General features: G+C 71.6%; 21 protein-coding genes. 14 read left to right on the forward strand and 7 right to left on the reverse strand.

The window, feature by feature from the left end; translation table 11 throughout:
- Nucleotides 1-37: 37 nt before the first annotated feature.
- Entirely contained in the window at nucleotides 38-1,330 is a 1,293-nt protein-coding gene (locus ACPXB1_RS06605) for an acetyl-CoA C-acetyltransferase (protein ID WP_355630593.1), read from the reverse strand.
- A 56-nt stretch (nucleotides 1,331-1,386) separates the two neighbouring features.
- Here ACPXB1_RS06605 and ACPXB1_RS06610 point away from each other — a divergent pair, with 56 nt between their 5' ends.
- The 7 genes from ACPXB1_RS06610 (at nucleotide 1,387) to ACPXB1_RS06640 (ending at nucleotide 8,581) form a co-directional block, all read left to right on the forward strand.
- Nucleotides 1,387-2,754, forward strand: a complete 1,368-nt coding sequence (locus tag ACPXB1_RS06610) for a 3-oxoacyl-ACP reductase (protein ID WP_425734943.1) — start codon at nucleotides 1,387-1,389, stop codon at nucleotides 2,752-2,754.
- Entirely contained in the window at nucleotides 2,754-3,821 is a 1,068-nt protein-coding gene (locus ACPXB1_RS06615) for a MaoC/PaaZ C-terminal domain-containing protein (protein WP_425734944.1), read from the forward strand. The genes ACPXB1_RS06610 and ACPXB1_RS06615 overlap by 1 nt, the downstream gene beginning before the upstream one ends.
- 96 nt (nucleotides 3,822-3,917) lie before the next feature.
- Nucleotides 3,918-4,670 (forward strand): NUDIX hydrolase, encoded by a 753-nt coding sequence (locus tag ACPXB1_RS06620; RefSeq protein ID WP_425734945.1) that lies wholly within the window; start codon nucleotides 3,918-3,920, stop codon nucleotides 4,668-4,670.
- The gene (locus ACPXB1_RS06625) at nucleotides 4,667-5,638 is read left to right on the forward strand and encodes a serine/threonine protein kinase (protein WP_355630600.1); all 972 of its coding nucleotides are present in this window, start codon (nucleotides 4,667-4,669) and stop codon (nucleotides 5,636-5,638) included. The genes ACPXB1_RS06620 and ACPXB1_RS06625 overlap by 4 nt, the downstream gene beginning before the upstream one ends.
- A 9-nt stretch (nucleotides 5,639-5,647) precedes the next feature.
- Nucleotides 5,648-6,607: a hypothetical protein gene (locus ACPXB1_RS06630; protein ID WP_355630603.1), complete on the forward strand. Its 960-nt coding sequence runs from the start codon at nucleotides 5,648-5,650 to the stop codon at nucleotides 6,605-6,607.
- On the forward strand, nucleotides 6,604-7,866 hold the full coding sequence (locus tag ACPXB1_RS06635; protein ID WP_355630606.1) for an adenylosuccinate synthetase: 1,263 nt from the start codon (nucleotides 6,604-6,606) through the stop codon (nucleotides 7,864-7,866). The genes ACPXB1_RS06630 and ACPXB1_RS06635 overlap by 4 nt, the downstream gene beginning before the upstream one ends.
- A gap of 94 nt (nucleotides 7,867-7,960) precedes the next feature.
- Nucleotides 7,961-8,581: a DedA family protein gene (locus ACPXB1_RS06640; protein ID WP_355630609.1), complete on the forward strand. Its 621-nt coding sequence runs from the start codon at nucleotides 7,961-7,963 to the stop codon at nucleotides 8,579-8,581.
- Nucleotides 8,582-8,624: 43 nt separating this feature from the next.
- Here ACPXB1_RS06640 and ACPXB1_RS06645 read toward each other — a convergent pair whose 3' ends face one another.
- Complete coding sequence (locus ACPXB1_RS06645) at nucleotides 8,625-9,260, reverse strand: TetR/AcrR family transcriptional regulator (RefSeq protein WP_355630612.1); 636 nt, start codon at nucleotides 9,258-9,260, stop codon at nucleotides 8,625-8,627.
- A gap of 68 nt (nucleotides 9,261-9,328) precedes the next feature.
- Here ACPXB1_RS06645 and ACPXB1_RS06650 point away from each other — a divergent pair, with 68 nt between their 5' ends.
- From ACPXB1_RS06650 to ACPXB1_RS06660, 3 genes are all read left to right on the forward strand, one after another.
- The gene (locus ACPXB1_RS06650; RefSeq protein ID WP_355630615.1) at nucleotides 9,329-9,781 is read left to right on the forward strand and encodes an SCP2 sterol-binding domain-containing protein; all 453 of its coding nucleotides are present in this window, start codon (nucleotides 9,329-9,331) and stop codon (nucleotides 9,779-9,781) included.
- A 1-nt stretch (nucleotide 9,782) separates the two neighbouring features.
- Nucleotides 9,783-10,997, forward strand: coding sequence for an acyl-CoA dehydrogenase family protein (locus tag ACPXB1_RS06655; protein ID WP_167946302.1), 1,215 nt, complete (start codon nucleotides 9,783-9,785; stop codon nucleotides 10,995-10,997).
- Nucleotides 10,998-11,261: 264 nt separating this feature from the next.
- Nucleotides 11,262-12,824 carry an AMP-binding protein gene (locus ACPXB1_RS06660; RefSeq protein ID WP_425734946.1) on the forward strand — a complete coding sequence of 521 codons (1,563 nt, stop codon included), beginning with the start codon at nucleotides 11,262-11,264 and terminating at the stop codon, nucleotides 12,822-12,824.
- A gap of 64 nt (nucleotides 12,825-12,888) precedes the next feature.
- Here ACPXB1_RS06660 and purD read toward each other — a convergent pair whose 3' ends face one another.
- Together purD and ACPXB1_RS06670 are read right to left on the reverse strand one after the other, a co-directional pair.
- Nucleotides 12,889-14,139: a phosphoribosylamine--glycine ligase gene (gene purD, locus ACPXB1_RS06665; protein WP_425734947.1), complete on the reverse strand. Its 1,251-nt coding sequence runs from the start codon at nucleotides 14,137-14,139 to the stop codon at nucleotides 12,889-12,891.
- Nucleotides 14,140-14,254: 115 nt separating this feature from the next.
- Entirely contained in the window at nucleotides 14,255-15,544 is a 1,290-nt protein-coding gene (locus ACPXB1_RS06670) for an adenylosuccinate synthase (RefSeq protein WP_425734948.1), read from the reverse strand.
- Between the two features lie 122 nt (nucleotides 15,545-15,666).
- Between ACPXB1_RS06670 and ACPXB1_RS06675 the strand changes: the two genes are divergently transcribed.
- Nucleotides 15,667-16,770, forward strand: a complete 1,104-nt coding sequence (locus ACPXB1_RS06675; protein ID WP_425734949.1) for a hypothetical protein — start codon at nucleotides 15,667-15,669, stop codon at nucleotides 16,768-16,770.
- A gap of 71 nt (nucleotides 16,771-16,841) precedes the next feature.
- Nucleotides 16,842-19,022, forward strand: coding sequence for a chromosome partitioning protein (locus ACPXB1_RS06680; protein ID WP_425734950.1), 2,181 nt, complete (start codon nucleotides 16,842-16,844; stop codon nucleotides 19,020-19,022).
- Between the two features lie 42 nt (nucleotides 19,023-19,064).
- On the opposite strand, the gene ACPXB1_RS06685 is transcribed toward ACPXB1_RS06680, so the two are convergent.
- A complete protein-coding gene (locus ACPXB1_RS06685) occupies nucleotides 19,065-19,493 on the reverse strand; it encodes a DUF3151 domain-containing protein (RefSeq protein ID WP_425734951.1) in 429 nt (142 codons plus the stop codon).
- Nucleotides 19,494-19,740: 247 nt separating this feature from the next.
- Here ACPXB1_RS06685 and ACPXB1_RS06690 point away from each other — a divergent pair, with 247 nt between their 5' ends.
- On the forward strand, nucleotides 19,741-20,943 hold the full coding sequence (locus ACPXB1_RS06690) for an LOG family protein (protein WP_425734952.1): 1,203 nt from the start codon (nucleotides 19,741-19,743) through the stop codon (nucleotides 20,941-20,943).
- Between the two features lie 50 nt (nucleotides 20,944-20,993).
- Here ACPXB1_RS06690 and fbaA read toward each other — a convergent pair whose 3' ends face one another.
- Nucleotides 20,994-22,019, reverse strand: a complete 1,026-nt coding sequence (gene fbaA / locus ACPXB1_RS06695; protein WP_425734953.1) for a class II fructose-bisphosphate aldolase — start codon at nucleotides 22,017-22,019, stop codon at nucleotides 20,994-20,996.
- A 135-nt stretch (nucleotides 22,020-22,154) separates the two neighbouring features.
- Nucleotides 22,155-22,538 carry a phage holin family protein gene (locus ACPXB1_RS06700; protein ID WP_425734954.1) on the reverse strand — a complete coding sequence of 128 codons (384 nt, stop codon included), beginning with the start codon at nucleotides 22,536-22,538 and terminating at the stop codon, nucleotides 22,155-22,157.
- Between the two features lie 125 nt (nucleotides 22,539-22,663).
- On the opposite strand from ACPXB1_RS06700, the gene ACPXB1_RS06705 reads away from it, so the two are divergent.
- Entirely contained in the window at nucleotides 22,664-22,876 is a 213-nt protein-coding gene (locus ACPXB1_RS06705; RefSeq protein WP_425734955.1) for a hypothetical protein, read from the forward strand.
- The last annotated feature ends 140 nt before the right edge of the window (nucleotides 22,877-23,016 follow it).

The following is a 23,016-nucleotide window of genomic DNA, read 5'->3' on the forward strand; positions in this document are numbered from 1 at the left end:
TGTGCGGGCAGGTCAGGGACGATCGCCGCGACCGGACTCAGCGCTCCAGGATCGCCGTCACTCCCTGACCGCCGGCCGCGCAGATGGAGATCAGCCCGCGGCCGCTCCCCTTCTCGGCAAGCAGCTTGGCCAGGGTCGCCACGATCCGGCCGCCGGTGGCGGCGAACGGGTGCCCGGCTGCCAGCGACGAGCCGTTGACGTTGAGCTTCTCCCTGTCGATTGCACCCAGCGGGGCGTCCAGGCCGAGCCGGTCCTTGCAGAACTCCGGCGACTCCCAGGCGGCGAGGGTGGCCAGCACCTGCGAGGCGAACGCTTCGTGGATCTCGTAGTAGTCGAAGTCCTGCAACGTCAGCCCGGCACGGGCCAGCATGCGGGGCACCGCGTACGTGGGGGCCATCAGGAGCCCTTCGTCGCCGTGCACGAAGTCCACGGCCGCTGTCTCCGACCAGCTGAACCAGGCCAGCACCGGCAGGTTGTGCGCGGCAGCCCACTCCTCGCTGGCGAGCAGCACGGTGGACGCGCCGTCGGTGAGTGGCGACGAGTTGCCGGCGGTCATTGTGGCGTGCTCTGCGTCCGGGCCACGGGTGCCGAAGACGGGCTTGAGCGAGCCCAGCTTCTCCACGCTCGTGTCCGGGCGGAGGTTCGCATCGCGGGTGAGCCCCAGGTACGGCGTCATCAGGTCGTCGAAGAAGCCCCGCTCGTACGCGGCGGCCAGCCGCTGGTGCGAGCGCAGCGCCAGCTCGTCCTGGGCTCGCCTGTCGATCTGCCAGCGCAGGGCGGTCTGAGCGGCGTGGTCCCCCATCGACAGGCCGGTACGTGGTTCGGCGTTGCGCGGGATCTCCGGCTTGAACGGCTGGAGCGGGCGCAGCTTCGCGGCGATCTTCATCCGTTCGCCGAGGGTGCGGGCGGAGTTGAGCTTGAGCAGGGTGCGACGCATGTCCTCGTTGACGGCGAGCGGCGCGTCGGATGTGGTGTCGACACCGCCGGCGATGCCAACGTCGAGCTGACCGAGGGCGATCTTGTTGGCGACCAGGATCGCGGCCTCCAGGCCGGTGCCGCATGCCTGCTGGATGTCGTACGCGGGGGTGTGCGGGTCGAGCCGCGAGCCGAGCACCACCTCACGGGTGAGGTTGAAGTCACGGGAGTGCTTGAGCACCGCGCCGGCCACCACCTCGCCGACCCGCTGCCCGGCCAGCCCGTACCGGGCGATCAGGCCGTCCAGCGCCGCGCCGAGCATGTCCGCGTTCGACGCCTGCGCATAGCGGGAGTTGGAGCGGGCAAAGGGGATGCGGTTGCCGCCGATGACCGCTACCCGTCGGATGCTCTGCACGATCCGCCTCCTTCAAGATGTGTTGCACCAACCCTACTCGCCAGTAGGCTACGCCCATGAGCGACAGGTACGCGAGCTTCGTCCAATCAGCCGCCGGCCGCGCGCTGGTCAAGCGTCTCGGGCTGCCCGACCCGCCGCGACTGCGCCGACACCACCCCGGCGATCCGCTGCTGCCCGGGCCGTTGCTGCTCGGCGCGGCCACCGGCGGACGGCTCGCCGAGCCGATCGCCAAGATCCTGACCGCCGCCGGTGTCGAGCTGGCCGACCAGGCCACCGCCACCTCCGACGACACCCCGCAGCGGTACGGGGCGCTGGTGTTCGACGCCACCGGGATCACCGACTCGACCGAGCTACGCCAGCTCTACGACTTCTTCCACCCGCAGGCCCGGGCCCTGGTGCCCAGCGGTCGGGTGATCGTGCTCGGCACCCCGCCGTCGGAGTGCACGACCCCGCGCGAGGCCACTGCCCAACGCGCTCTGGAGGGGTTGGTCCGCAGCATCGGCAAGGAGTTCGGCAGGGGCACCACTGCCCAGCTCGTCTACGTGACCCGCGAGGCCAGCGCCGCCGGCACCCGTACCAGCCTCGAATCGACGCTGCGGTTCCTGCTGTCCGGCCGCTCCGCGTACGTCTCGGGGCAGGTCATCCAGGTTGGCGATGGCACGGCGAGCGCACCGGCGGACTGGGATCGCCCCCTGGACGGGCAGGTAGTGCTCGTGACCGGCGCGGCCCGGGGCATCGGCGCGGCGCTGGCCCGGGTCCTGGCTCGCGACGGCGCACAGGTCGTGGCGCTGGACATCCCGGCCGCCGGGGACGCGCTGGCCGCCGTGGCGAACGACATCGGCGGTACGGCAGTACAGCTCGACCTGACCGCGCCGGACGCCCCTACCCGGCTCGCCGACCACCTGGCCAGCCGCCACGGCCGGGTCGACGTGGTGGTGCACAACGCGGGGATCACCCGGGACAAGACGCTCGGCCGGATGGACGCCGACCGGTGGGACCAGGTGATCGACGTCAACCTCTCCAGCCAGGAGCGGATCAACGACGTCCTGCTGGAACGCGAGCTGATCCCGGCCGGCGGGCGGATCGTGTCGGTCTCCTCGATCGCCGGGATCGCCGGCAACCGGGGGCAGACCAACTACGCCACAAGCAAGGCCGGCGTGATCGGGCTTGTCGACTCCCTCGCCCCGGCCCTGCACGAGCGGGGGATCAGCGTGAACGCGGTGGCCCCCGGCTTCATCGAGACCCGCCTGACGGCGCGCATCCCGCTTGTGGTCCGTGAGGCGGGTCGACGGATGAACAGCCTGGCGCAGGGCGGGCTGCCGGTGGACGTGGCGGAGACGATCGGCTGGTTGGCGTGGCCGGCGTCCGGCGCGGTCAGCGGAAACGTCGTACGCGTCTGCGGCCAGAGCCTGCTGGGGGCGTGATGGCGAGAAGAGGACAGCCCAGCGAGGAGCCGGACGACCTGTCGGTTCACGAACTGATCGACGGCCCCACCGAGATCCTGTCGCGGGAGAGCCTGAACGCGATCCGCCGTCCGGGGCCCGCCGGCAACGACCTGAGCGTCGAGCGGACACACGACCTGAGCGCCGCCGCGACCGAGGTGACCCGCGACCTCTCCAGCGCCGGCCCGGCCCGCCGCAGCCGGAAGCGCGTCGAGTTGCCTCGGATGCCGGCGGCCGGGCCGCTGTACCGGCGGGCGCTGCTCGGTGCGCTGCCGGGCCTCGGCGGTAGGCGGCGCGGGAACGCCCTGCCGGCGGTCGAGCTGGCAGTGGGCGGCGTGAGCGTCGACCGGACGCACCTGGCCGACTACGACCGGGTCTGCGGGTTCCGGCTCACCGACCGACTGCCTGCGACGTTTCCGCACGTCATGGGCTTTCCGCTGAGCCTGCGGCTGATGACCGCGCCGGACTTTCCCCTCCCGCTGACCGGCCTGGTGCACATCGACAACCGGATCACAGTGCACCGCCCGATCACCGCCGACGAGACCCTCGACTTCACGACGTACGCCCAGGATCTGCGCCCGCACGACCGGGGGCGGCAACTGGACGTGGTGCTTGTCGGCTCGGTGGACGGGGAGGAGGTCTGGCGCGGCGTCTCCACGTACCTGGGTCGGGAGCGCACGGCCGGCGGCGGTGAGCGGCGCGACCGGAGCGGGCGCACCGAGGCGCCGGCCGGTACGGCCCGCTGGCGGGTCGAACCCCGGGTGGGCACCGAGTACGCGCGGGTCTCCGGGGACCACAACCCGATCCACACGTCAGTGCTCGGGGCGCGGTTGTTCGGCTTCCGCCGGCCGATCGCGCATGGCATGTGGAGCAAGGCGCGGTGCCTCGCGGCGCTGGAGAACCGGCTGCAGGACGCCTACACCGTCGAGGTCGCGTTCAAGCTGCCGGTGCCGTTGCCGAGCACTGTGAGCTTCGCGCTTCTGCCGGACGGCGGGTTCACACTGCACGACTCGCGCGGCCGACCGCACCTGGTGGGCCTCCTGCGCTGACACGCCAGTGCCGATCCCGGATCCGGGCTTGGCACTGGCGTTCTCGTGCGCTAAGTTGTTCTCACAGCGAGATGTTCTCAAAGTGAGGTTGACGCGATGAACGAGCAGGAGTTCCTGGAGGCGTACGACCCCCGGGCCTACCCGTCGGTCGCCGTGACCGTCGACGTGGTGGCGCTGACCATCCGCGACGGCGCGCTGCACCTCCTGCTGATCCAGCGGGGCCAGCCACCCTTCGAGGGGCACTGGGCGCTGCCCGGCGGCTTCGTCCAACCCGACGAGGACCTCGCCGCCGGCGCCCGGCGGGAGTTGGCCGAGGAGACCGGGCTCGGCGGCGAGGGACTGCGCCGCGTACACCTTGAGCAGTTGGGCAGCTACGGCGCTCCCGACCGCGACCCGCGGATGCGCGTCGTCTCGGTCGCCCACCTCGCGTTCGCCCCCGACCTGCCCGACCCGGCCGCAGGCAGCGACGCCGACGCGGCGACCTGGCTGCCGGTGACCGTGCTGACCAGCAGGCAGCTCGCCTTCGACCACGGCCGGATCATCGACGACGCGCTTGAGCGCGCCCGCTCCAAGCTGGAATACACCCCACTGGCCACGCGCTTCCTCGCCGCCGAGTTCACCATCAGCGAGCTACGCGCCGTCTACGAGACGGTCTGGGGTCACCCCCTGCACGCTGGCAACTTCCACCGCAAGGTGCTGTCCGTGCCGGGCTTCGTGGAGAGCACCGGCGCCAGCACCGAGCGCGGCGGCTCGCGGGGTGGCCCCCGCGCCCGGCTCTACCGGGCCGGCGACGCCCGGCTGCTGCATCCCGCGCTGCTGCGTCCCGCCCGCGAGGAGACGGTGCGATGAGGACCGCGGAGGCCATCGGCCTGGTCACTGCGGCCCGCACCGACACCGACCTGTTCGGCACGGACCAGCCGGCCAGGCGCTACCGCGAGCTGGTCGCGGCCCTGCACCCCGACCGCCTGTCGGCCGACCCGGCGGTACGCGCCGAAGCCCTCGACGCGTTCATCCAGGTCACCACCCGGTGGCAGGCCCGGCAGGTGACAGTCCTCGGCGACTACCGCCTCGGCGCGCTTGCCCACTCCGGCGACCTTGCCGACCTCTACGACGTCGGAGACGACAGGCTGCTCAAGCTGCCCCGACGGCCCACCGACAACGACCTCATGGCCCGCGAGGCACACGCCCTGCACACAATCGCCGAGCGCGGCGACCCGCGCTACCTGCCGTACGTGCCCCGGCTCGTCGACGAGTTCCGGCACTCCGACGCCGCGACCGGTGCCGAACGGCGGATCAACGTGCTCGCCACCGCGCCCGGCCTGCACGACCTCGACGCGGTGCAGCGCGCGTACCCCGACGGGTTGGACGCCCGCGACGTGGCCTGGATGTGGCGGCGGCTGCTCGTGGCGCTCGGCCTGGCCCACCGGGCCGGCATCGTGCACGGCGCGGTCCTGCCGCAGCACGTGCTGATCGAACCGGACGCCCACGGCGTGGTGCTCGTCGACTGGTGCTTCTCGGCCCCCGTCGGCAGCACGATCCCGGCCATGGTGCCCGACCACCAGGACGGGTATCCGCCCGAGGTCTTCCAGAAGCGGGCCTGCGGGCCGGGCACCGACATCTGGATGGCAACCCGCTGCATGACCTCGCTGCTGAACCGCCACGCGCCGCGCGAGCTACTCACCTTCGCCCAGGGCTGCCGGCAACGGTTCCTCAAGGACCGGCCCGACGACGCCTGGCGCCTGCTACGCGAATTCGACCAGGTGCTGGACCGGCTCTACGGGCCACGCACCTTCCGCCCCTTCACCCTCACCCCCTAAGGAGCTGTCATGGGCAGTGGAATCTGGTCCACCGACGTGTACGACGCCGCCGACCGCTACCGCCGGTCGACAGGCAAGAGCGCCTTCTCCTACAGCGACAGCGGGGCCCGCACCGTGCACCCCGCACTCGACCCCCGCGACGCGGCCCGCGAGAGCCGCGACTCCGACGAGCACCCCCGGTCGACGCCCGTCGCGGTGCTCTTCGACGTGACCGGCTCGATGCTCAAGGTGCCCCGCGTCCTCCAGACCAAGCTGCCGCAGCTGCTCGGGCTGCTGCAACGACAGGGCTACGCGAGCGACCCGCAGATCATGTTCGGTGCGATCGGGGACGCCACCTGCGACCGGGTGCCGTTGCAGGTCGGCCAGTTCGAGTCGGACAACCGGATGGACGACGACCTCGGCCGGATCGTCCTCGAAGGCGGTGGCGGCGGGCAGATGACCGAGTCGTACGAGCTGGCCATGTACTTCATGGCCCGGCACACCGCCACCGACAACTGGGACAAGCGCGGCCGGCGCGGCTACCTGTTCATCATCGGCGACGAGCTTGCGTACCCGACGGTGAAGGCGCGGGAGGCGGCCCGCGTGATCGGTGACAACCTGACCGAGGACGTGCCGCTGCGGCACATCGTCGACGAGGTGACGAGCCGCTGGGACACCTACTATCTGCTCCCCGCAGGCAGCCACTACGCCGGCAACGCCAAGGTGCTCGACTTCTGGCGGGACCTGCTCGGGCAGAACGCGGTGGTCCTCGACGACCTCGACGCGGTCTGCGAGACCATCGCGCTCACCATCGGCCTCGGTGAGCAGGCCATCGACCTTGACGAGGGCCTGCGTCACCTGGACCGCGCCGGCTCCACCGCCACCGGCACCGTGTCGAAGGCGCTGGCCCGCCTCAACCGGGGGCGGCGCGCCGAGGTGTCCACGCTGCCGGCCTTCCGCGACACCACAGGCGGGGTGACCCGACTGTGAGGCACGTGGCGGTGGTCGACCTCGGCTATGGCGATGCCGGCAAGGGCACTGTCGTGGACTGGCTCTGCGCGACCCGACCCGTGCACACGGTCGTCCGCTTCAACGGGGGCGCGCAGGCGGCACACAACGTCGTGCTGCGCGACGGGCGGCACCACACGTTCGCACAGTTCGGCGCCGGCACCTTCCACCCGGGCGTGCGTACGCACCTGTCGCGGCACGTGGTGGTGGACCCGCTGGCCCTGGCCGCCGAGGCCGACCATCTCGCCACGGTCGGGGTACCCGACGCGCTGGACAGGTTGACAGTGGACGGGGCGGCTCTGCTCGCCACCCCGTACCACCGGGCCGCCAACCGGGCCCGCGAGATCGCCCGGGGAGCCGACCGGCACGGCTCCTGCGGGCTGGGGGTGGGCGAGGCCGTCGCGTACGGTCTCGCCCACCCCGACGACGCGCCACGGGTCGATGACTGCCGCCGCCCCGAGGAGCTGCGCCGCCGGCTCACCGCCCTGCGGGACCGGCTGACCGCCGAGCTCGGCCCGCTGGACGCGCCACCGGTGGACGACTGCCTGCCCGCGTTCACCGGGTTCGCCGACCGGGTGGCGATCGTCGACGGCAGCTGGCTCACCGGGGCGCTGCGCTCCGGGACCTGCGTCTTCGAAGGCGCGCAGGGGGTCCTGCTGGACGAGTGGCACGGCTTCCACCCGTACACGACGTGGAGCACCACCACGTTCACGAACGTCGACGGCCTGCTCGCCGAGGCGGGCCTGCCCGGCGAGGTGACCCGACTCGGGGTGCTGCGGATCGTCACCACCCGGCACGGGGCCGGCCCTCTGGTGACCGAGGACCAGGCGCTGCCGTTCACCGACCGGCACAACGCCACGAACCCGTGGCAGGGCCGGTTCCGGTTCGGCCACTTCGACGCTGTCGCCCACCGGTACGCCGTCGCCGCAGCCGGCGGCGTCGACGGCCTGGCGCTCACCCACCTCGACCTCGCCGGCCCCGACCTGCGGATCTGCCGCCGCTACGACACCACCGACCGGATCACCCCCGGCCCGCCCGGCAACCTGGACCGGCAGGCCGCGCTCACCGCCCGCCTGCTGCGCTCCCGCCCGGTGTACGACGCCCCGCCGTCGGACTGGCCGGAGGCGGTACGCGCCGAGCTGGGCGCGCCTGTGGTGCTGACCTCGCACGGCCCCACCGCCGGGGACAAGACAGCGCACGGGCCGCTGCTCGCGGCACCGGCCCTGGCCCGGTCGGTCTGATGTTCCTGACCCGGTCGGCCTGACGTGCGGACCGAATGCGGATGATCCGCCCGACTCGGCCTCCGGGGGGATCGCACCCGGCGAGCATGGGGGCATGGAAGCCCTGCTCGACCTTCTCCGTGGGACCGTCACGTCACCGTGGGTGTACCTGGTGATCTTCGGCCTCACCGCGGTCGACGCGTTCTTCCCGGCGGTACCCGGTGAGGCAGCGGTGATCACCGCAGCGGTGCTCGCCGCCGACGGCGGGCACCCCGATCTGACTCTGGTGATCGTCAGCGCCGCCCTCGGCGCGCTGATCGGCGACCACATCTCGTACGCCATCGGGCGGGGCGGCGGCGCGACCCGGCTGGCCCGCCTACCCGACGGCAGTCGCCGGCAGGCCGGCTCCGAGTGGGCGCGCCGCGCCGTGGACCGGCGCGGCGGGATAATCCTGACCACAAGCCGGTACGTGCCCGGCGGCCGGACCGCCGTCACCCTCACCATGGGCGCGGTGCGCTATCCCCGCCGGGCATTTCTGCTGTACGACAGCATCGCGGCGGTCACCTGGGCGCTGTACTGCGGGCTGCTCGGCTACTTCGGCGGGCTGGCCTTCGAGCGCGACCCGGTGAAGGGCGTCCTGGCCGGCATCGGACTCTCGTTGATCGTCACCTTCGGTCTGGAAGGTGTGCGATGGCTGCGCCGTCGGGCGCACCGCCGCGCCGCCGCCGGCCGCTGAAACCGCTGCTGCATGTCCGGTCCGGTCGCCTACACGGTATTTCTCACTCCGGCGGGCGCCAGGTGACGCCGTGCAGGAGTTGGGCGGCACCGAGCCAGGCCACGTTCATCATCCGCGTTGCGGTCTTCTCCGGGTCGGCCTCCGGACGGTCGGCGAGCCAGTCGGCAAGCGACTCGGTGGCCCCCACCAGCGCGTACGCGACGACCTCCAGGTCGACGGCGCCGACCTCGTGACCCTCGGCGCGCAGCGCGTGGTCGAGCATCCCGGCGACCACCTCGACGAGCCGGGCCCGCATGGTGGCCAACTCGCCGGCGAACGGCTGCTCGCCCCGGGCCTGCCGGTAGAGCACCGCCCAGCCGTCGCGGTGCGCGCCCACGAAGCCGAAGAACGCCCGCAGGCCGCGCCAGAGCCGGACGTCCGCAGGCAGGTCGGGGGCGGCGGCACCGGCGATGGCCTGCATCATCCGGGTGCCTTCACGGTGCAGACAGGCGACGAACAGCTCTTCCTTCGTCCCGAGGTACGCGTAGACCATCGGTTTGGAGATGCCTGCGTACTCCGCGATCTCGTCCATGCTGGCGTGGTGGAAGCCTCGCCGGGAAAAGACCTTCACTGCCGCGTCGAGCATCTGCTGCTCGCGGACGGCACGCGGCAGGCGCTTGAAGGCGGGAGCTGAGGACACCTTGCGAGCATACCTACTGGTGCGTAGGGTTACGCACCAGTAGGCAATCTCCCCGGAAGGCACATCTCATGACTGACTTCGACCCGGCCAGCTTCGCCAACGTCGGCCCCAAGGAGTTCGCCCAGCTGGTCAAGTCCACCCCGGACGACAAGATCGCTCAGGTGATGTCCGGTGACATGCGTGGGAAGATCCTCGGCGAGGTGTTCAACCGGATGCCGTCGCTGTTCCGCGCCGACCGGGCCGGCTCCACCAACGCCGTCATCCACTGGATCGTCACCGGTCGCCCGGACGGCGGCAACGACACCTACGAGGTCGTCATCGCCGACGGCAAGTGCCACGTGAACGAGACCCCGCAGCACGACCCGAAGCTGGCCCTCACCATGGGCCCGGTGGAGTTCCTGAAGATCGTCTCCGGTGGCGCCAACCCGGTCATGATGTTCATGACCGGCAAGCTGAAGGCGAAGGGCGACCTCGGCCTCGCCGCCAACATCGCCAACCTGTTCGACATCCCCAAGGCCTGACATGGCCGAGTTCTCGCTCGACCTGAACGAGGAACAGCGGGACCTGCGGGACTGGGTGCACGGCTTCGCCGCCGAGGTCGTGCGCCCGGCCGCCGCCGAGTGGGACGAGCGCGAGGAAACCCCGTGGCCGGTGATCCAGGAAGCCGCAAAGGTCGGCCTCTACGGCTTCGAGTTCCTCGCCACCTGCTGGGCCGATCCGACCGGACTCTCCCTGCCCATCGCCAGCGAGGAACTCTTCTGGGGTGACGCCGGCATCGGGCTGAGCATCTTCGGTACCTCGCTCGCCGTCGCCGCCATCTACGGCGCAGGCACCCCCGACCAACTTGTCGAATGGGTGCCGCAGTGCTTCGGCGACGTCGACTCGCCGGCCGTCGCCGCGTTCTGCACGAGCGAACCGGAGGCCGGCTCCGACGTCGGCGCCATGCGCACCCGGGCCGTCTACGACGAGGCCACCGACGAGTGGGTCCTGTCCGGGCAGAAGGCGTACGCCACGAACGGCGGCATCGCCGGAGTGCACGTCGTCACCGCCTCGGTCGACCCCACGCTCGGCTCCCGCGGCCAGGCCGCGTTCGTCGTACCGCCCGGCACCCCCGGCCTGACCGCAACCCGCAAGCTGCGCAAACTCGGCCTCCGCGCCTCGCACACCGCCGACGTCTTCCTCGACGACGTACGGGTGCCCGGCCGCTGCCTGCTCGGCGGTCGGGACGCGCTGCTGCAACGACTCGACCGGGCACGCTCCGGACAGCGGTCCACCGGGCAGGCAGCGATGCGCACCTTCGAGCTGTCCCGACCGACGGTGGGCGCGCAGGCGCTCGGCGTGGCCCGGGCCGCCTACGAGTACGCGCTGGACTACGCCAAGGACCGCGTCCAGTTCGGCAGGCCGATCATCGAGAACCAGGCGGTGGCGTTCGCGCTGGCCGACATGCGGATGGAGATCGACGCGGCACGGCTGCTGGTCTGGCGGGCCTCCTGGATGGGCCGCAACAACCGCCCGTTCACCGCCGGCGAGGGCTCGATGTCCAAGCTCAAGGCCGGCGAGGTCGCGGTCTCGGTCACCGAGAAGGCCGTACAGTTGCTCGGCGGGGCCGGTTTCCTGCGCGACCATCCGGTGGAGCGCTGGTACCGGGACGCGAAGATCTACACCATCTTCGAGGGCACCTCCGAGATCCAGCGACTGGTAATCTCCCGCGCGATCTCCGGGATGCAGATCCGCTGACCGACGACGCCCGGGCCTGCGCCGTGACCCAGGCCGCGTCTCGAACCCGTCGGTTTCCTGGCCCGGCTCGCCTTGGCAGGGGCCGGGCCAGGAGACCGGCGCCACCACCCCACCTCCCCAGCCCCACGATGCGTGCCGCCTTCGTCACCCTACGTTGACGCCAGCTGAGCCCGTCGCCGCGCCCGGATGCATGATCAAGGAAGAAGCCCGCCGGACAGGAGGCCAGCGCCCCGTCCGCGTACCAACCCCAAGGAGGTCTGCGGCATGGACCTGCCGTTCGTCGTTGCCACGCTGACCCGTCGCGGCCTGCTCACCCCCGGCCGGCCCATCCGGATCGTCTCGCAGCTCAACGCGTTACGCACCTGGGGGTGGAGCCTCGCCGGTGAACTCCGCCAGGCAGCCGCCCGAGACCCCGACCGTCCGGCGATCATCGACGAGGACGGCATCGAGCTGACCTACCGGGACCTCCTCGAACGGGCCGAGCGAACGGCCCGTTCGATGCGCGCCAGGCACGGACTGCAGCCCGGCGACCGGATCGGTGTGCTCTGCCGCAACCACCACGGGCTCATCGAGACGATCGTGGCGGCCACCCTGCTCGGCGTCGACGCCGTCCTTGTCAACACCGGGCTCTCCCCAGCCCAACTGGGTACGGTCGCCGAGGAACAGCAGCTGCGGTTGCTGGTGCACGACGACGAATTCGCCGAGCGGGTCCTCACACTCCCCGCCGAACTGCCCCGCCTCGACGAACGCGCCCGCGAGGAACTGGTCGCCGGGGCGCTGCCAGGCGAACTGCGGCCACCGGAGCGCGACGGCCGGATCATCGTGCTCACCTCCGGCACCACAGGCACACCCAAGGGCGCCCGCCGGCCCACCCCGCACGGCTTCGGTCCCCTCGTGTCCATCATCGACCGCATCCCGCTGCACGTACGGGACCGCGTCATGATCGCCGCACCGATCTTCCACACCTGGGGATTCGCCGCCCTCCAGGTCTGCTTCGCGCTGCGGGCGACAATCGTGCTGCACCGCCGCTTCGACCCGGCCGCCACGCTCGACGCCCTGGTGGCGCACCAGTGTGACGCCCTGTTCGCCGTACCCGTGATGGTCCAACGGCTGATGGAGGTGCCCGCGCCGGACCCGCGCCCATCCCTCAAGGCCGTAGCGGTGAGCGGATCGGCACTGCCGGGTGGGCTCGCGCCGAAGTTCATGGACGTCTACGGCGATGTCCTCTACAACCTGTACGGCTCCACCGAGGTCTCCTGGGCGTCCATCGCCGGCCCGGACGAGCTGCGCCGGGCCCCCACCACCGCGGGCCGGCCACCGCACGGCACCCGCGTGCAGATCCTCGACGACGACGGTCGGCCCGTACCGCAGGGGCGAGTCGGTCGGATCTTCGTCGGCAACGAGATGCTCTTCGAGGGCTACACCTCCGGCGCCAGCCGGGAGAGCCGCGACGGTCTGCTCGACACCGGTGACCTCGGCCGGCTCAACGCCGACGGGCTGCTCTTCGTCGACGGCCGGGCCGACGACATGATCGTCTCCGGCGGCGAGAACGTCTTCCCGTCCGAGGTGGAGGACCTGCTCGCCGGGCTCCCGCAGGTACGCGAGGCAGCAGTGATCGGCGTGCCCGACCCCGAGTACGGCCAACGGCTCGCCGCGTTCCTCGCCCTGCACCCCGGCGAGACACTCGACTCCGACGCGGTCCGCGAGTACGTCCGGCGCTACCTGGCCCGATTCTCCGTACCCAGGGACGTGGTCTACGTGAAGTACCTGCCCCGCAACGCCACCGGCAAGGTGCTCACCCGGGAACTACGCCGCTACGTCAGCTGAAACGGTCCCGGCCGGACCGGCCGACCGCCGCACTGCCGGACCGCCCACGGTCCGGCAGCCGGATTCAGCTGGGGATCGTGATCCGGTTGTCGACGGCTGCGACGGCGATGTCGGTGCGGTGCTGCGAGCCGGCCAACTCCACCCCGTCCACGAGCGCGTACGCCGCGTCCCGGGCGGCGGCCAGGTCGGAGCCGGTGGCCGTACCGCAGAGGACCCGGCCACCGGCGGACAGCAACGCGCCGTCGCTGGCCCGGCGGGTGGTCCCCGCGTGGATGATGCCCGGACGGTCCGCGCCGGTGATCACGTCACCCGTGCGCGGCGCCGCCGGATAGCCCTGCGCGGCGACCACAACAGTGACGGCGGCGCCGTCGCGCCAACGCAGCGGCGGATGCGCGGCAAGCGTGCCGGTTGCCGCAGCGTGCAGCAGCGCGCCCAACGGGGACTCCAGCAGCGCGAGCACCACCTGGGTCTCCGGGTCGCCGAAGCGGGCGTTGAACTCGATCACACGAGGGCCCGCGGCGGTGATCGCCAGCCCGACGTAGAGCAGACCGGCGAACGGCGTGCCCCGACGGCGCATCTCGGCCAGGGTCGGGTGGACCACGTCGCGCATGACCTCGTCGACAAGGCCGGGCGGTGCCCACGGCAGCGGTGCGTACGCACCCATGCCGCCGGTGTTCGGGCCGGTGTCGCCGTCGCCGATGCGCTTGAAGTCCTGTGCCGGCAGCAGCGGCAGCGCAGCCTCGCCGTCGGTGACCACGAAGAGGCTGACCTCCGGGCCGTCGAGGAACTCCTCGACCACGACACGGCCGCACTCCTGGGCGTGCGCCAGGGCGGCGGCCCGATCGTCGGTCACCACCACGCCCTTGCCGGCGGCGAGCCCGTCGTTCTTCACCACGTACGGTGCGCCGAACTCGTCAAGCGCGCGGCCGGTGCTCTCCGGGTCGGCGCACGTGTAGGCCCGCGCGGTGGGCACACCGGCGGCCGTCATCACGTCCTTGGCGAAGGTCTTGGAGCCCTCCAACTGGGCGGCCTCGCCCGAGGGGCCGAAAGCGGCGATGCCCTTGGCGCGTACCGCGTCGGCGACACCGGCGACCAGCGGCGCCTCCGGCCCGATCACCACCAGGTCAGCAGCGGTCTCCACGGCGAGCGCGGCCACTGCGGCCGGGTCAGTCGCGGTCACCTCCCGCAGCTCGGCCACCTCAGCGATACCGGGGTTACCCGGTGCCGCGATCAGCCCGGAAACAGCCGGATCGGAAGCCAACCCGAGCGCGAGCGCATGCTCCCGCCCACCACCACCCACCAAAAGAACGCGCACGCCCGAGATCCTACTGCCCCCACCTTCTCGCCCATGTTGATCATGAGGTTGACGGGTCCCAGGGTGATTCACTGGCCCGCCAACCTCATGATCAATGCAGACGATCTGTGCGGGATCAGGGGAGGAGGGGGTGGAGGAGGACGTTTTCTTCTCGGCCTGGGCCTACACCTACGACGCTGACCCTGGTGTTGCAGAGTTCCTCTACCCGGGCGATGTAGCGGCGGGCGTTCTCCGGCAGGTCGTCGACGGTGCGAGCCTTCGTGATGTCCTCCCACCACCCGTCGAGTTCCTCGTACACCGGCTTGGCGTGGTGGAAGTCCGTCTGGCTCATCGGCATGTCATCGACCCGGACGCCGTTGATCTCGTAGCCGACGCAGATCGGCACCTTGGGCAGCCCGGTGAGCACGTCCAGCTTGGTGATGACAAGGTCGGTGACACCGTTGAGGCGGCAGGCGTACCGGGCCACGACCGCGTCGAACCACCCGCAGCGGCGCTCCCGCCCGGTGGTCGTTCCGTACTCGCCACCGACCTTGAGCAGGTGCTGGCCGTTCTCGTCGAAGATCTCGGTCGGGAACGGTCCGGAGCCGACCCGCGTGGTGTACGCCTTGCTCACGGCGATCACCTTGTTGATCGCGGTGGGCGGGATGCCGGCGCCAACGCAGGCGCCGCCGGCGGTCGGGTTGGACGACGTCACGAAGGGGTACGTGCCGTGGTCCATGTCCAGCATGGTGGCCTGGGCGCCTTCCAGCAGCACAGTCTCGCCCCGGTCCAGGGCGTCCCAGAGCATGGCCCGGGTCTCGGCGATGTACGGCTTGAGCCGCTCCGCGTACTCCAGGTACTCCTCGACTGTGGCTTCCAGGTCGATCGCCTTGCGGTTGTAGACCTTGAACAGCATCTGGTTCTTCTCGCGCAGTGCGAGTTCCAGCTTCTTGCGCAGGATCCCCGGGTCAAGCAGGTCCTGGAGTCGGATGCCCATCCGGGCGACCTTGTCGCCGTACGCCGGGCCGATGCCTCGCCCGGTGGTGCCGATGCGGGACGAGCCGAGGTAGCGCTCTACCACCCGGTCCAGCGCCCGGTGGTGCGGCATGATGAGGTGCGCGTCACCCGAGATCCGCAGTCGGGACACGTCGACGCCGCGCTCGGCCAGGCCGTCGATCTCGGCGAGCAGCACCTTCGGGTCGACCACCACACCGTTGCCGATGACGATCATCGCGCTCGGCGAGAGCGCACCGGACGGCATCAGGTGCAGCGCGTACTTCTGGCCGTCCGGGGTGATCACCGTGTGGCCGGCGTTGTTGCCGCCGGAGTAGCGCACGACGTAGTCGACCCGCTCACCGAGCAGGTCGGTAACCTTGCCCTTGCCCTCGTCGCCCCACTGAGCGCCGAGGAGCACGATCGCTGGCATCTTTTCCGCCTCCAGAAGGCTCGGGTGCCAGGTGGCGACCGGTTGGCGAGCCCGGGGTGTCAGGTTAACAAGTAGTGACGGCGCGGCCGGCAGGGGTCGCGGCGAGAGTCAGGAGGCCCTCCGTGTACGACGTGGTGCTGCTCACCCTCGGTTCGGAGCGGGACGCTCCCGGGGGCTGCGGCAGCGGCGGAGCCTGCTGCGGTGGCACAACCGAAACCGACACAAAATCACCAGCCGAAACCGAGGCCGGCACGCCGATCGAAGGCGGCACACCGACCGGGGCCGGCACCGACCAGCCGGCTGGGGCCGGTGACGGCGCGGGCGGGCAGGGCACCGCCGACGGATGCTCCACCGATCGGCCGCGGGTGCCGGTTCTCGCCTGCGCGGACGCGCTGACCGCCCGGGGCGCCCGGGTGCAGACCGTCACCGCCCGCTCGGACGCCGAGATCGACGCGGTGCTGGCACAACTCGACGGCCCGGTCCGCCCGGACGGCCTGACCTGGCCCGATTCGGACGGCAAGACCCGGCTGGTCGTCGCCACGGCGAGCGACGCGCAGTTGCGCGCCGTGCTGCGCCGGATGGTCCGCCGGTACGCGCCACCGCCGAGCCGCCGCCCGGCGGACCTGCCCGGCGACCGGACGCTGCCCGACCTGCCGCCGGTTGCCGTACTCCCGCTCGACCCGGCGCGCGGTGGCACCCACCGCGACCTGGCCGCGCAGCTCGGGTTGCCCCGCGACCCGGCTGCCGTGGCCGCCGCCGTGCTGGACGGCACGCCCCGCCGGCTGGACCTGCTGCGCAACGACGGCGGCTCGGTGACCCTGGACGGCGCTCTGCTCGGCGCCGCCGACGACCAGGGCCGTCCGCTGCATTGGCGGGCCCGGGTGGAGGTGGACGACGCCATCCTCACCAATGGCGAGGAGCCGCTGCTGGCGTGCGCGATCGGCAACGCCGGCGGGTACGCGTCGCTCGACGACGTGACGTTGCTTCCCGCGCCGGACCCGGCCGACGGTCAGGTCGAGGTCGCGGTGGCCGTCCCGGTGGTCGTCCGCTCGACGTTCGGTCGCAAGCGGGTACGCCTGGAGGTGCGGCGCGCTCGCGGCCGGGCCGTGTCGGTGGTGCCCCGGGAGGGCAAGGTTCCCTACCTGGACGACGGTGTCGAGGGCGAGTTGACCCGCAAGCGTTCCTGGTGGATCGAGCCGGGCGCCTGGGCGGTCTGGGTGGGCTGACCCCGGCTGCGCCACGCGGCCGACGTCTGTCGATGGGCCTATCCTCGCAGGAGGACTGGGGAGGAACCGTAATGGACGAGAACGCCGACCGGGATCAGGTGCCCGGCCAGCAGCCGGTGCCGGAGCGGGACATCGAACCACTCTGGCCCCCGGATCCCGCCGGCCGGGGCACGGATGTGGTGCCACCGTGGGCGGCGGTCGCCGAGAAGCGAGGCGAGCCGTCGACCGCGCCGCCGTCGGCTGTCACACCGCCGGTGGCCGCGCCACCGATCGGCCGCCCACCGGTCCCGGGGCAGCCCGGGGCCACACCTCTGCCGCCGCCGTCGCCGTCGGACTACCCGTCGCTGAGTGGTGCGGTGCCGCCGCCGACCGGCTGGGGAGCCGCCGGTCCGTCCGGTGCGGGGTCGGGCTGGGCGCCGGCGCAGCCGAGTTGGCCACCGGCGGAGCCGCCGACGCCACCGGTGTCGTCGACGCCGTCGTCGGGTTCACCGACGTCCGCCGACACGCCGGTGGGACCCGCGGCCACACATGTCGGCCCGCCGAACGGGACGGCAGCCAACCCGACCGAAGCCGGCACCGCCACGCCGGGTGCGACCGACGCGGCGGGCACCACGTTCGGGGCGACGCAGCCTGGCGGCAGGGCCTCCGTTCCCGCCCCGCCGGTCACGCCGGGCGGCGTCGACCTGGACCAGCCGTTCTCCCTGGACCGTCCCCCGGTGGCCCCCACCGTTGCACCGGAAGCAACGACCGGACCCGCCGTCGCCGGGCCGACAACACCCGCGACAGGCGAACCAGCAGCGAACGGTTCGGCACCTGACGGCGAGCCGGCACCGCAAGTCGGATCAGCATCCGGGAGCGGCGGTGGTGGGAACGGCACCGCCGTCGGGACGGCGCGGCCGGCCACCGAGTCGCCGTGGGCGTACCCGCCGCAGCGGCCTGCCAACTCGACCCCGTCGGCGCACGACGAGGCCACCACCGCGATACCTCCGATTCCTGCCCCGCCCGTCCCGCAGACACCACAGGCCGGTGGTCCGGCCGCCGGAGCTGGGCAGACGTACGCCGGTCAGACCTACTCCGGTCAGGCGTACCCGATTCCCGGCCAGGTCGGCCCGGCACCGGTCCCGCCGCCACCCGACCCGCAGCAGGCGGGCGCTGCGGCTGCTCCTCCGGGCCCGTTCCCGCCGTCACCGGGCTGGTATCCGCCGCCCTGGCAGCAGGGCACGGCCGCGGCTCCACCGCCACCGCAGGCGTACCAGGAGACCGATCCGGTGGCCCGGGTCCCGGCCGCCGGCTACCAGGACGCCACCTGGACGCCGGAGACCACGGCGGCACCGACCGCCGAGGATTTCGCCAGGCGGCGGCAGGTCCGGCCCGCCGACCCGGTGGCCACAATGGGTGTACGAGCGGTGGTCAACAAGATCGGTCTGGTCCGGCTCTCGCCGGGGCGGCACGAGCAGGAGCTCAAGCGGGACATCGAGATGGTGCGCCGCAACTTCGGCGGGTTGCGGCAGGTGACAGTCGTCAACCCGAAGGGCGGCGCCGGTAAGACGGTGGCCATCCTGCTGCTCGCCATGACGTTCGGTCAGAAGCGCGGCGGGTACGTGCTGGCCTGGGACAACAACGAGACCCAAGGCACCCTCGGGATGCGGGCCCAGCAGGATTTCCACTCCCGCACGGTGCGCGACATGCTGCGCGATCTCGGGCAGTTCCAGGGCGCGCACGGGCGGGTTGGTGACCTGTCGCAGTACGTCCGTTCGCAGGGCGAGGGGATGTTCGACGTGCTCGCGTCGGACGAGTCGGCGACCGGTGGCGAGATGCTCACGGCGGCGGCGTTCGCCGAGATCCGCGAGGTGGTCAGCCGGTTCTACAAGTTGATCTTCGTGGACACCGGAAACAACGTCCGGGCGCAGAACTGGCAGGCCTCGATGGATGCCACCGACCAACTCGTGGTCACCATGTCCGCCCGTAACGACTCGGCCGAGACCGCCGCCCGGATGCTCGACCACCTGGAGCAGAGCGGCCGGCAGCGGCTGGTTCGGCAGGCGGTGACTGTCGTGTCGATGCCGCCGTCGCGCAAGGAGATCGACCTGCCGGCCATCCAGGAGCACTTCGCGGCGCGGACCCGGGCGGTGCTGCTCGCCCCGTACGAGCGGCTCATCGACAGCGGTGAGCCGATCCGGTACGGCGGGTTGTCCTCGGCCACCCGGGACGCCTGGCTGAAGATCGCCGCCGCGGTCGCCGAAGGGCTGTAGCCACCGGAGGCCGGCCCGGTGTCGGGCCGGCCTCCGGACCTGTCAGTGGCTTGCCAGCGCGTCGGCTGCCGCCGGGTCACAGTCGCGCAGGAACTGGGCACAGCGGGCCGCCTCGTCGGCCTCGCCGATCTCGTTGGCGGCCCGGGACAGCACGTACAGGCAACGGAGGAAGCCCCGGTTGGGCTCGTGCGACCACGGCACGGGGCCGTGACCCTTCCAGCCGCTGCGGCGCAGTTGGTCCAGGCCCCGGTGGTAGCCGGTGCGGGCGTACGCGTACGCCGTCACCACCTGGCCGGTCGCGAACGCCCGCGCACCCAGCTCGGCCCAGGCCGCGCTGTAGGTCGGGAATCGGGCTGCCACCTGGGCGAACGCCTCGTCGGTGCCGGCCTCCTCGGCGCCGGCCAGGGCGGCGTCGGCCTCGCCGTCCGCAGGTAGGAGGGTGGCCGGTGGCTCTGGCAAAAGGTTCTGCATCGCCCCATTCAACCCGCTGGACAGGGCGACACGCGAGCGGGTCGGCCCACGTGTTCCGCTGAACGGCTGAGGAGTTGGTCACGCCTGAGGCCCATGCCGAAGACGGATATTTTCCGCTACAACTATTAGTCCGGAGCCTCCCCAGGAACCGGTTACGCAGGAGCCCGGTGGCCACCACCACCGGGCTCCTGTCGATTCCACCCCGCCCGAGGTTTGGCCCGCACCTGGCTGAGGGCAGGATGGCCCGGTGCCGACTCCACCTCCAGCGGACGTCATCGAGCCGCACCTGCACGCCAACGAGATCCAGACCCGGGACGAGTTCGACAGGCAACTGAGCACCGGCCGCCTCGGCGGGTTCACAGTGCAGGGGCTGCGCCTCGACCTCGCCCCGGCACCCGACCTGACCGGCGTCGAGGTCACCGGCGCCCTCTTCGTGGGTTGCCGGTTCGCGTCAAGGGACGTCGGCGCCGACCTGGTCCGGCGTGGCGCGAACGTGGTCCCGCCGTTCTCCGGGTTGCCGTATCCGACCCAACCGACGCACCTGTACACGCCGGAGGAGCTGGCCGCCGGGTTCGCCGAGGCCGGCTTCGCCGGGATGTACGACACCCGGGTGTACGAGCACTACCGGGCACACGGCGGCGCGCTGCCGGACGTGAAGGAGGCGCTCGGTCAGCGGCTGCACGACCACGGCGTCGACAACGCGCTCGCCGACGCCACCCGGGCCTGGCTGGCAGGGCACGGGCCGCAGTCGGTGGTCGGCATCATGGGCGGGCACGCGGTGCGGCGCGGCAGTCCCGCGTACCGGATGGCGGCCGTGCTGGGTTGGGAGCTGGCCCGGGCCGACCGGCTGGTGGTGACCGGCGGCGGTCCCGGCGTGATGGAGGCGGCGAACCTCGGCGCCTACCTGGCGGACCGGCCGGCGACGGACCTGACGGCGGCCATCGACCTGCTGGCGACCGCCCCGGACTTCACCGACCACCAGCGGTACACGGCGGTGGCGTTGACGGTGCGGCAGCGGTACGCGTGCCTGCCACGGCAGCGTGCCGACGGCACCGACGACGCCGGCTGGGCGCGGGCCGGCGGGCTGGCGATCCCCACCTGGTTGTACGGGCACGAGCCGGCGAACCTGTTCGCCGGACGGATCGCCAAGTACTTCTCCAACGCGATCCGGGAGGACACCATCCTGCGGCTCGCCCGAGGCGGCATCGTCTTCGCCCCGGGGCGGGCCGGCACTGTGCAGGAGGTGTTCCAGGCGGCCACCAAGACCTACTACGGCACCGACGGGGCCAGTGGCGCCTACGTCTTCCTGGACCGCGACTACTGGACCCGCGAGCTGCCCGTGGAGGCGTTGTTGCGTCCGCTGCTGGCCGCGTCCCCGTTCGGCGACCTGTCGTCGACGATCCACCTCACCGACGACGTACGTGAGGCCGTACGGCTGCTGACCACCTGACGGCGACGGCCGGCTCCCCGAGGGAGAGCCGGCCGTCGGTCGGTACGTCGTTACTTGGCCATCGTGGTGCCGGTGGAGCGCAGGTGCTCGCACGCCTCGACGACACGGGCCGCCAGGCCGGCCTCGGCGGCCTTGCCCCAGGTACGCGGGTCGTACTGCTTCTTGTTGCCGACCTCGCCGTCGATCTTCAGTACGCCGTCGTAGTTGCGGAGCATGTGGTCCGCGACGGGCCGGGTGAAGGCGTACTGGGTGTCGGTGTCGATGTTCATCTTCACCACGCCGTAGTCGAGCGCCTCACGGATCTCGCTCAGCAGGGAGCCGGAGCCGCCGTGGAAGACCAGGCTGAGCGGCTTGTCCTTGCCGTACTTGGCGCCGACCGCCTCCTGGATCTGGTTGAGGATCTCCGGGCGGAGCTTGACGTTGCCCGGCTTGTAGACGCCGTGCACGTTGCCGAAGGTCAGCGCCGCCATGTAGCGGCCCTTCTCGCCGAGGCCGAGCGCCTCGACCATGGCCAGACCGTCCTCGACAGTGGTGTAGAGCTTGTCGTTGATGGCGTTCTCGACGCCGTCCTCCTCGCCACCGACGACGCCGACCTCGATCTCGAGGACGATCTTGCCCTTGGCTGCCTCGTCGAGGAGCTGGGAGGCGATCTGCAGGTTCTCGGCGACCGGCACTGCCGAGCCGTCCCACATGTGCGACTGGAACAGCGGCTCCTCGCCGCGCTTCACCCGCTCCTGCGAGATGCCCATCAGCGGCCGGACGAACCCGTCCAGCTTGTCCTTCGGGCAGTGGTCGGTGTGCAGCGCGATGTTCACCGGGTACTTCTTCGCCACCTCGTGCGCGTACGCGGCAAACGCCACCGCGCCGGTGACCATGTCCTTGATCGAGGGGCCGGAGAGGTATTCGGCGCCACCGGTGGAGACCTGGATGATGCCGTCGCTCTCCGCGTCGGCGAAGCCCTTGAGCGCCGCGTTCAGCGTCTGGGAGGAGGTCACGTTGATCGCGGGGTACGCGTACCGGCCAGCCTTGGCGCGGTCCAGCATGTCCGCGTAAGCCTCGGGGGAAGCGATGGGCATGTGATGTGCTCCTTACTTACCACTCTCGGCCGTGCTGGCCGCTGTTGTTCACGTGTGCGCCGGACCGCGCTGTCCTCCACCCGGAAGTATCCCGTAGGCGGGGTGCGCAGGGCCAATCGACCCGGTTCCAGCCGTTCACCGCTCACCAAGACTGTCCGGAACGACGACGCTGATCAGCCAGGTCACCACTGTCATCACGATCGCTCCCCAGAACGCCGCCCAGAAACCGTCCACGTGGAACGGCAGGTCGAGCCCTCGGGCGATCCGGTCGGTGAGCAGGAAGAGCAGGGCGTTGACCACAAGCGCGAACAGGCCCAGGGTCAGCAGGTAGAACACGCAGCCGACGACCTTGATCACCGGCTTGAGCACCGCGTTGATCACACCGAAGATGAGCGCCACCACGATCAGTGTCAGCGCCGTGTTGCTTCCCGAGCGGCCATGCACGTCGACCCCGGGCACGATGAGCGTCGTCACCCACAGCGCGACAGCGGTGATCACCAGCCGGATGAGGAAGCCCACGGCCCCATCCTGGCATCGGGGCGCACCTCGACGGGTTGATTCCGCCGACTCGGCTTCCGCGCGCGGTGCCGGCGCAGCCCGTACGGTGGTGGGAACCGTGCCCCGAGAACCTGGGAGGGACCAGCATGGGTCAGCCCGACGAGGACTTCGTCCCCGGCGACCACCTCGCAGCCGACGAACGCGACATTGAGGCCGAGCCGGCCGACGCCGTCGAGCAGGCGGCAGTGGTCGGCCCCACCGACGTCGACGCCGAGCCGCACCGCGGCATGGAGGTCGGCGACTGGGACGCCATGGAGCAGGCCCGGGTGGTCACCGGCGACGAGGACGACTACCGCTGATTTCGCCCGCCAGCCGGTTGCCCGTTGCGGCAGAGGTGCTCAACCGTTCGGTTCGATAGACGAAGAACGATCACGCAGGGCCACCGTGGGGGCCGGTCGTCTAACTAGGTTGGACGGGCGCCACCTGTATCCCCCACGGG

The sequence above is a fragment of the Micromonospora sp. DT68 genome (genome assembly GCF_049847245.1).
In the GTDB taxonomy this organism is placed as follows: Bacteria; Actinomycetota; Actinomycetes; order Mycobacteriales; family Micromonosporaceae; genus Micromonospora; species Micromonospora profundi.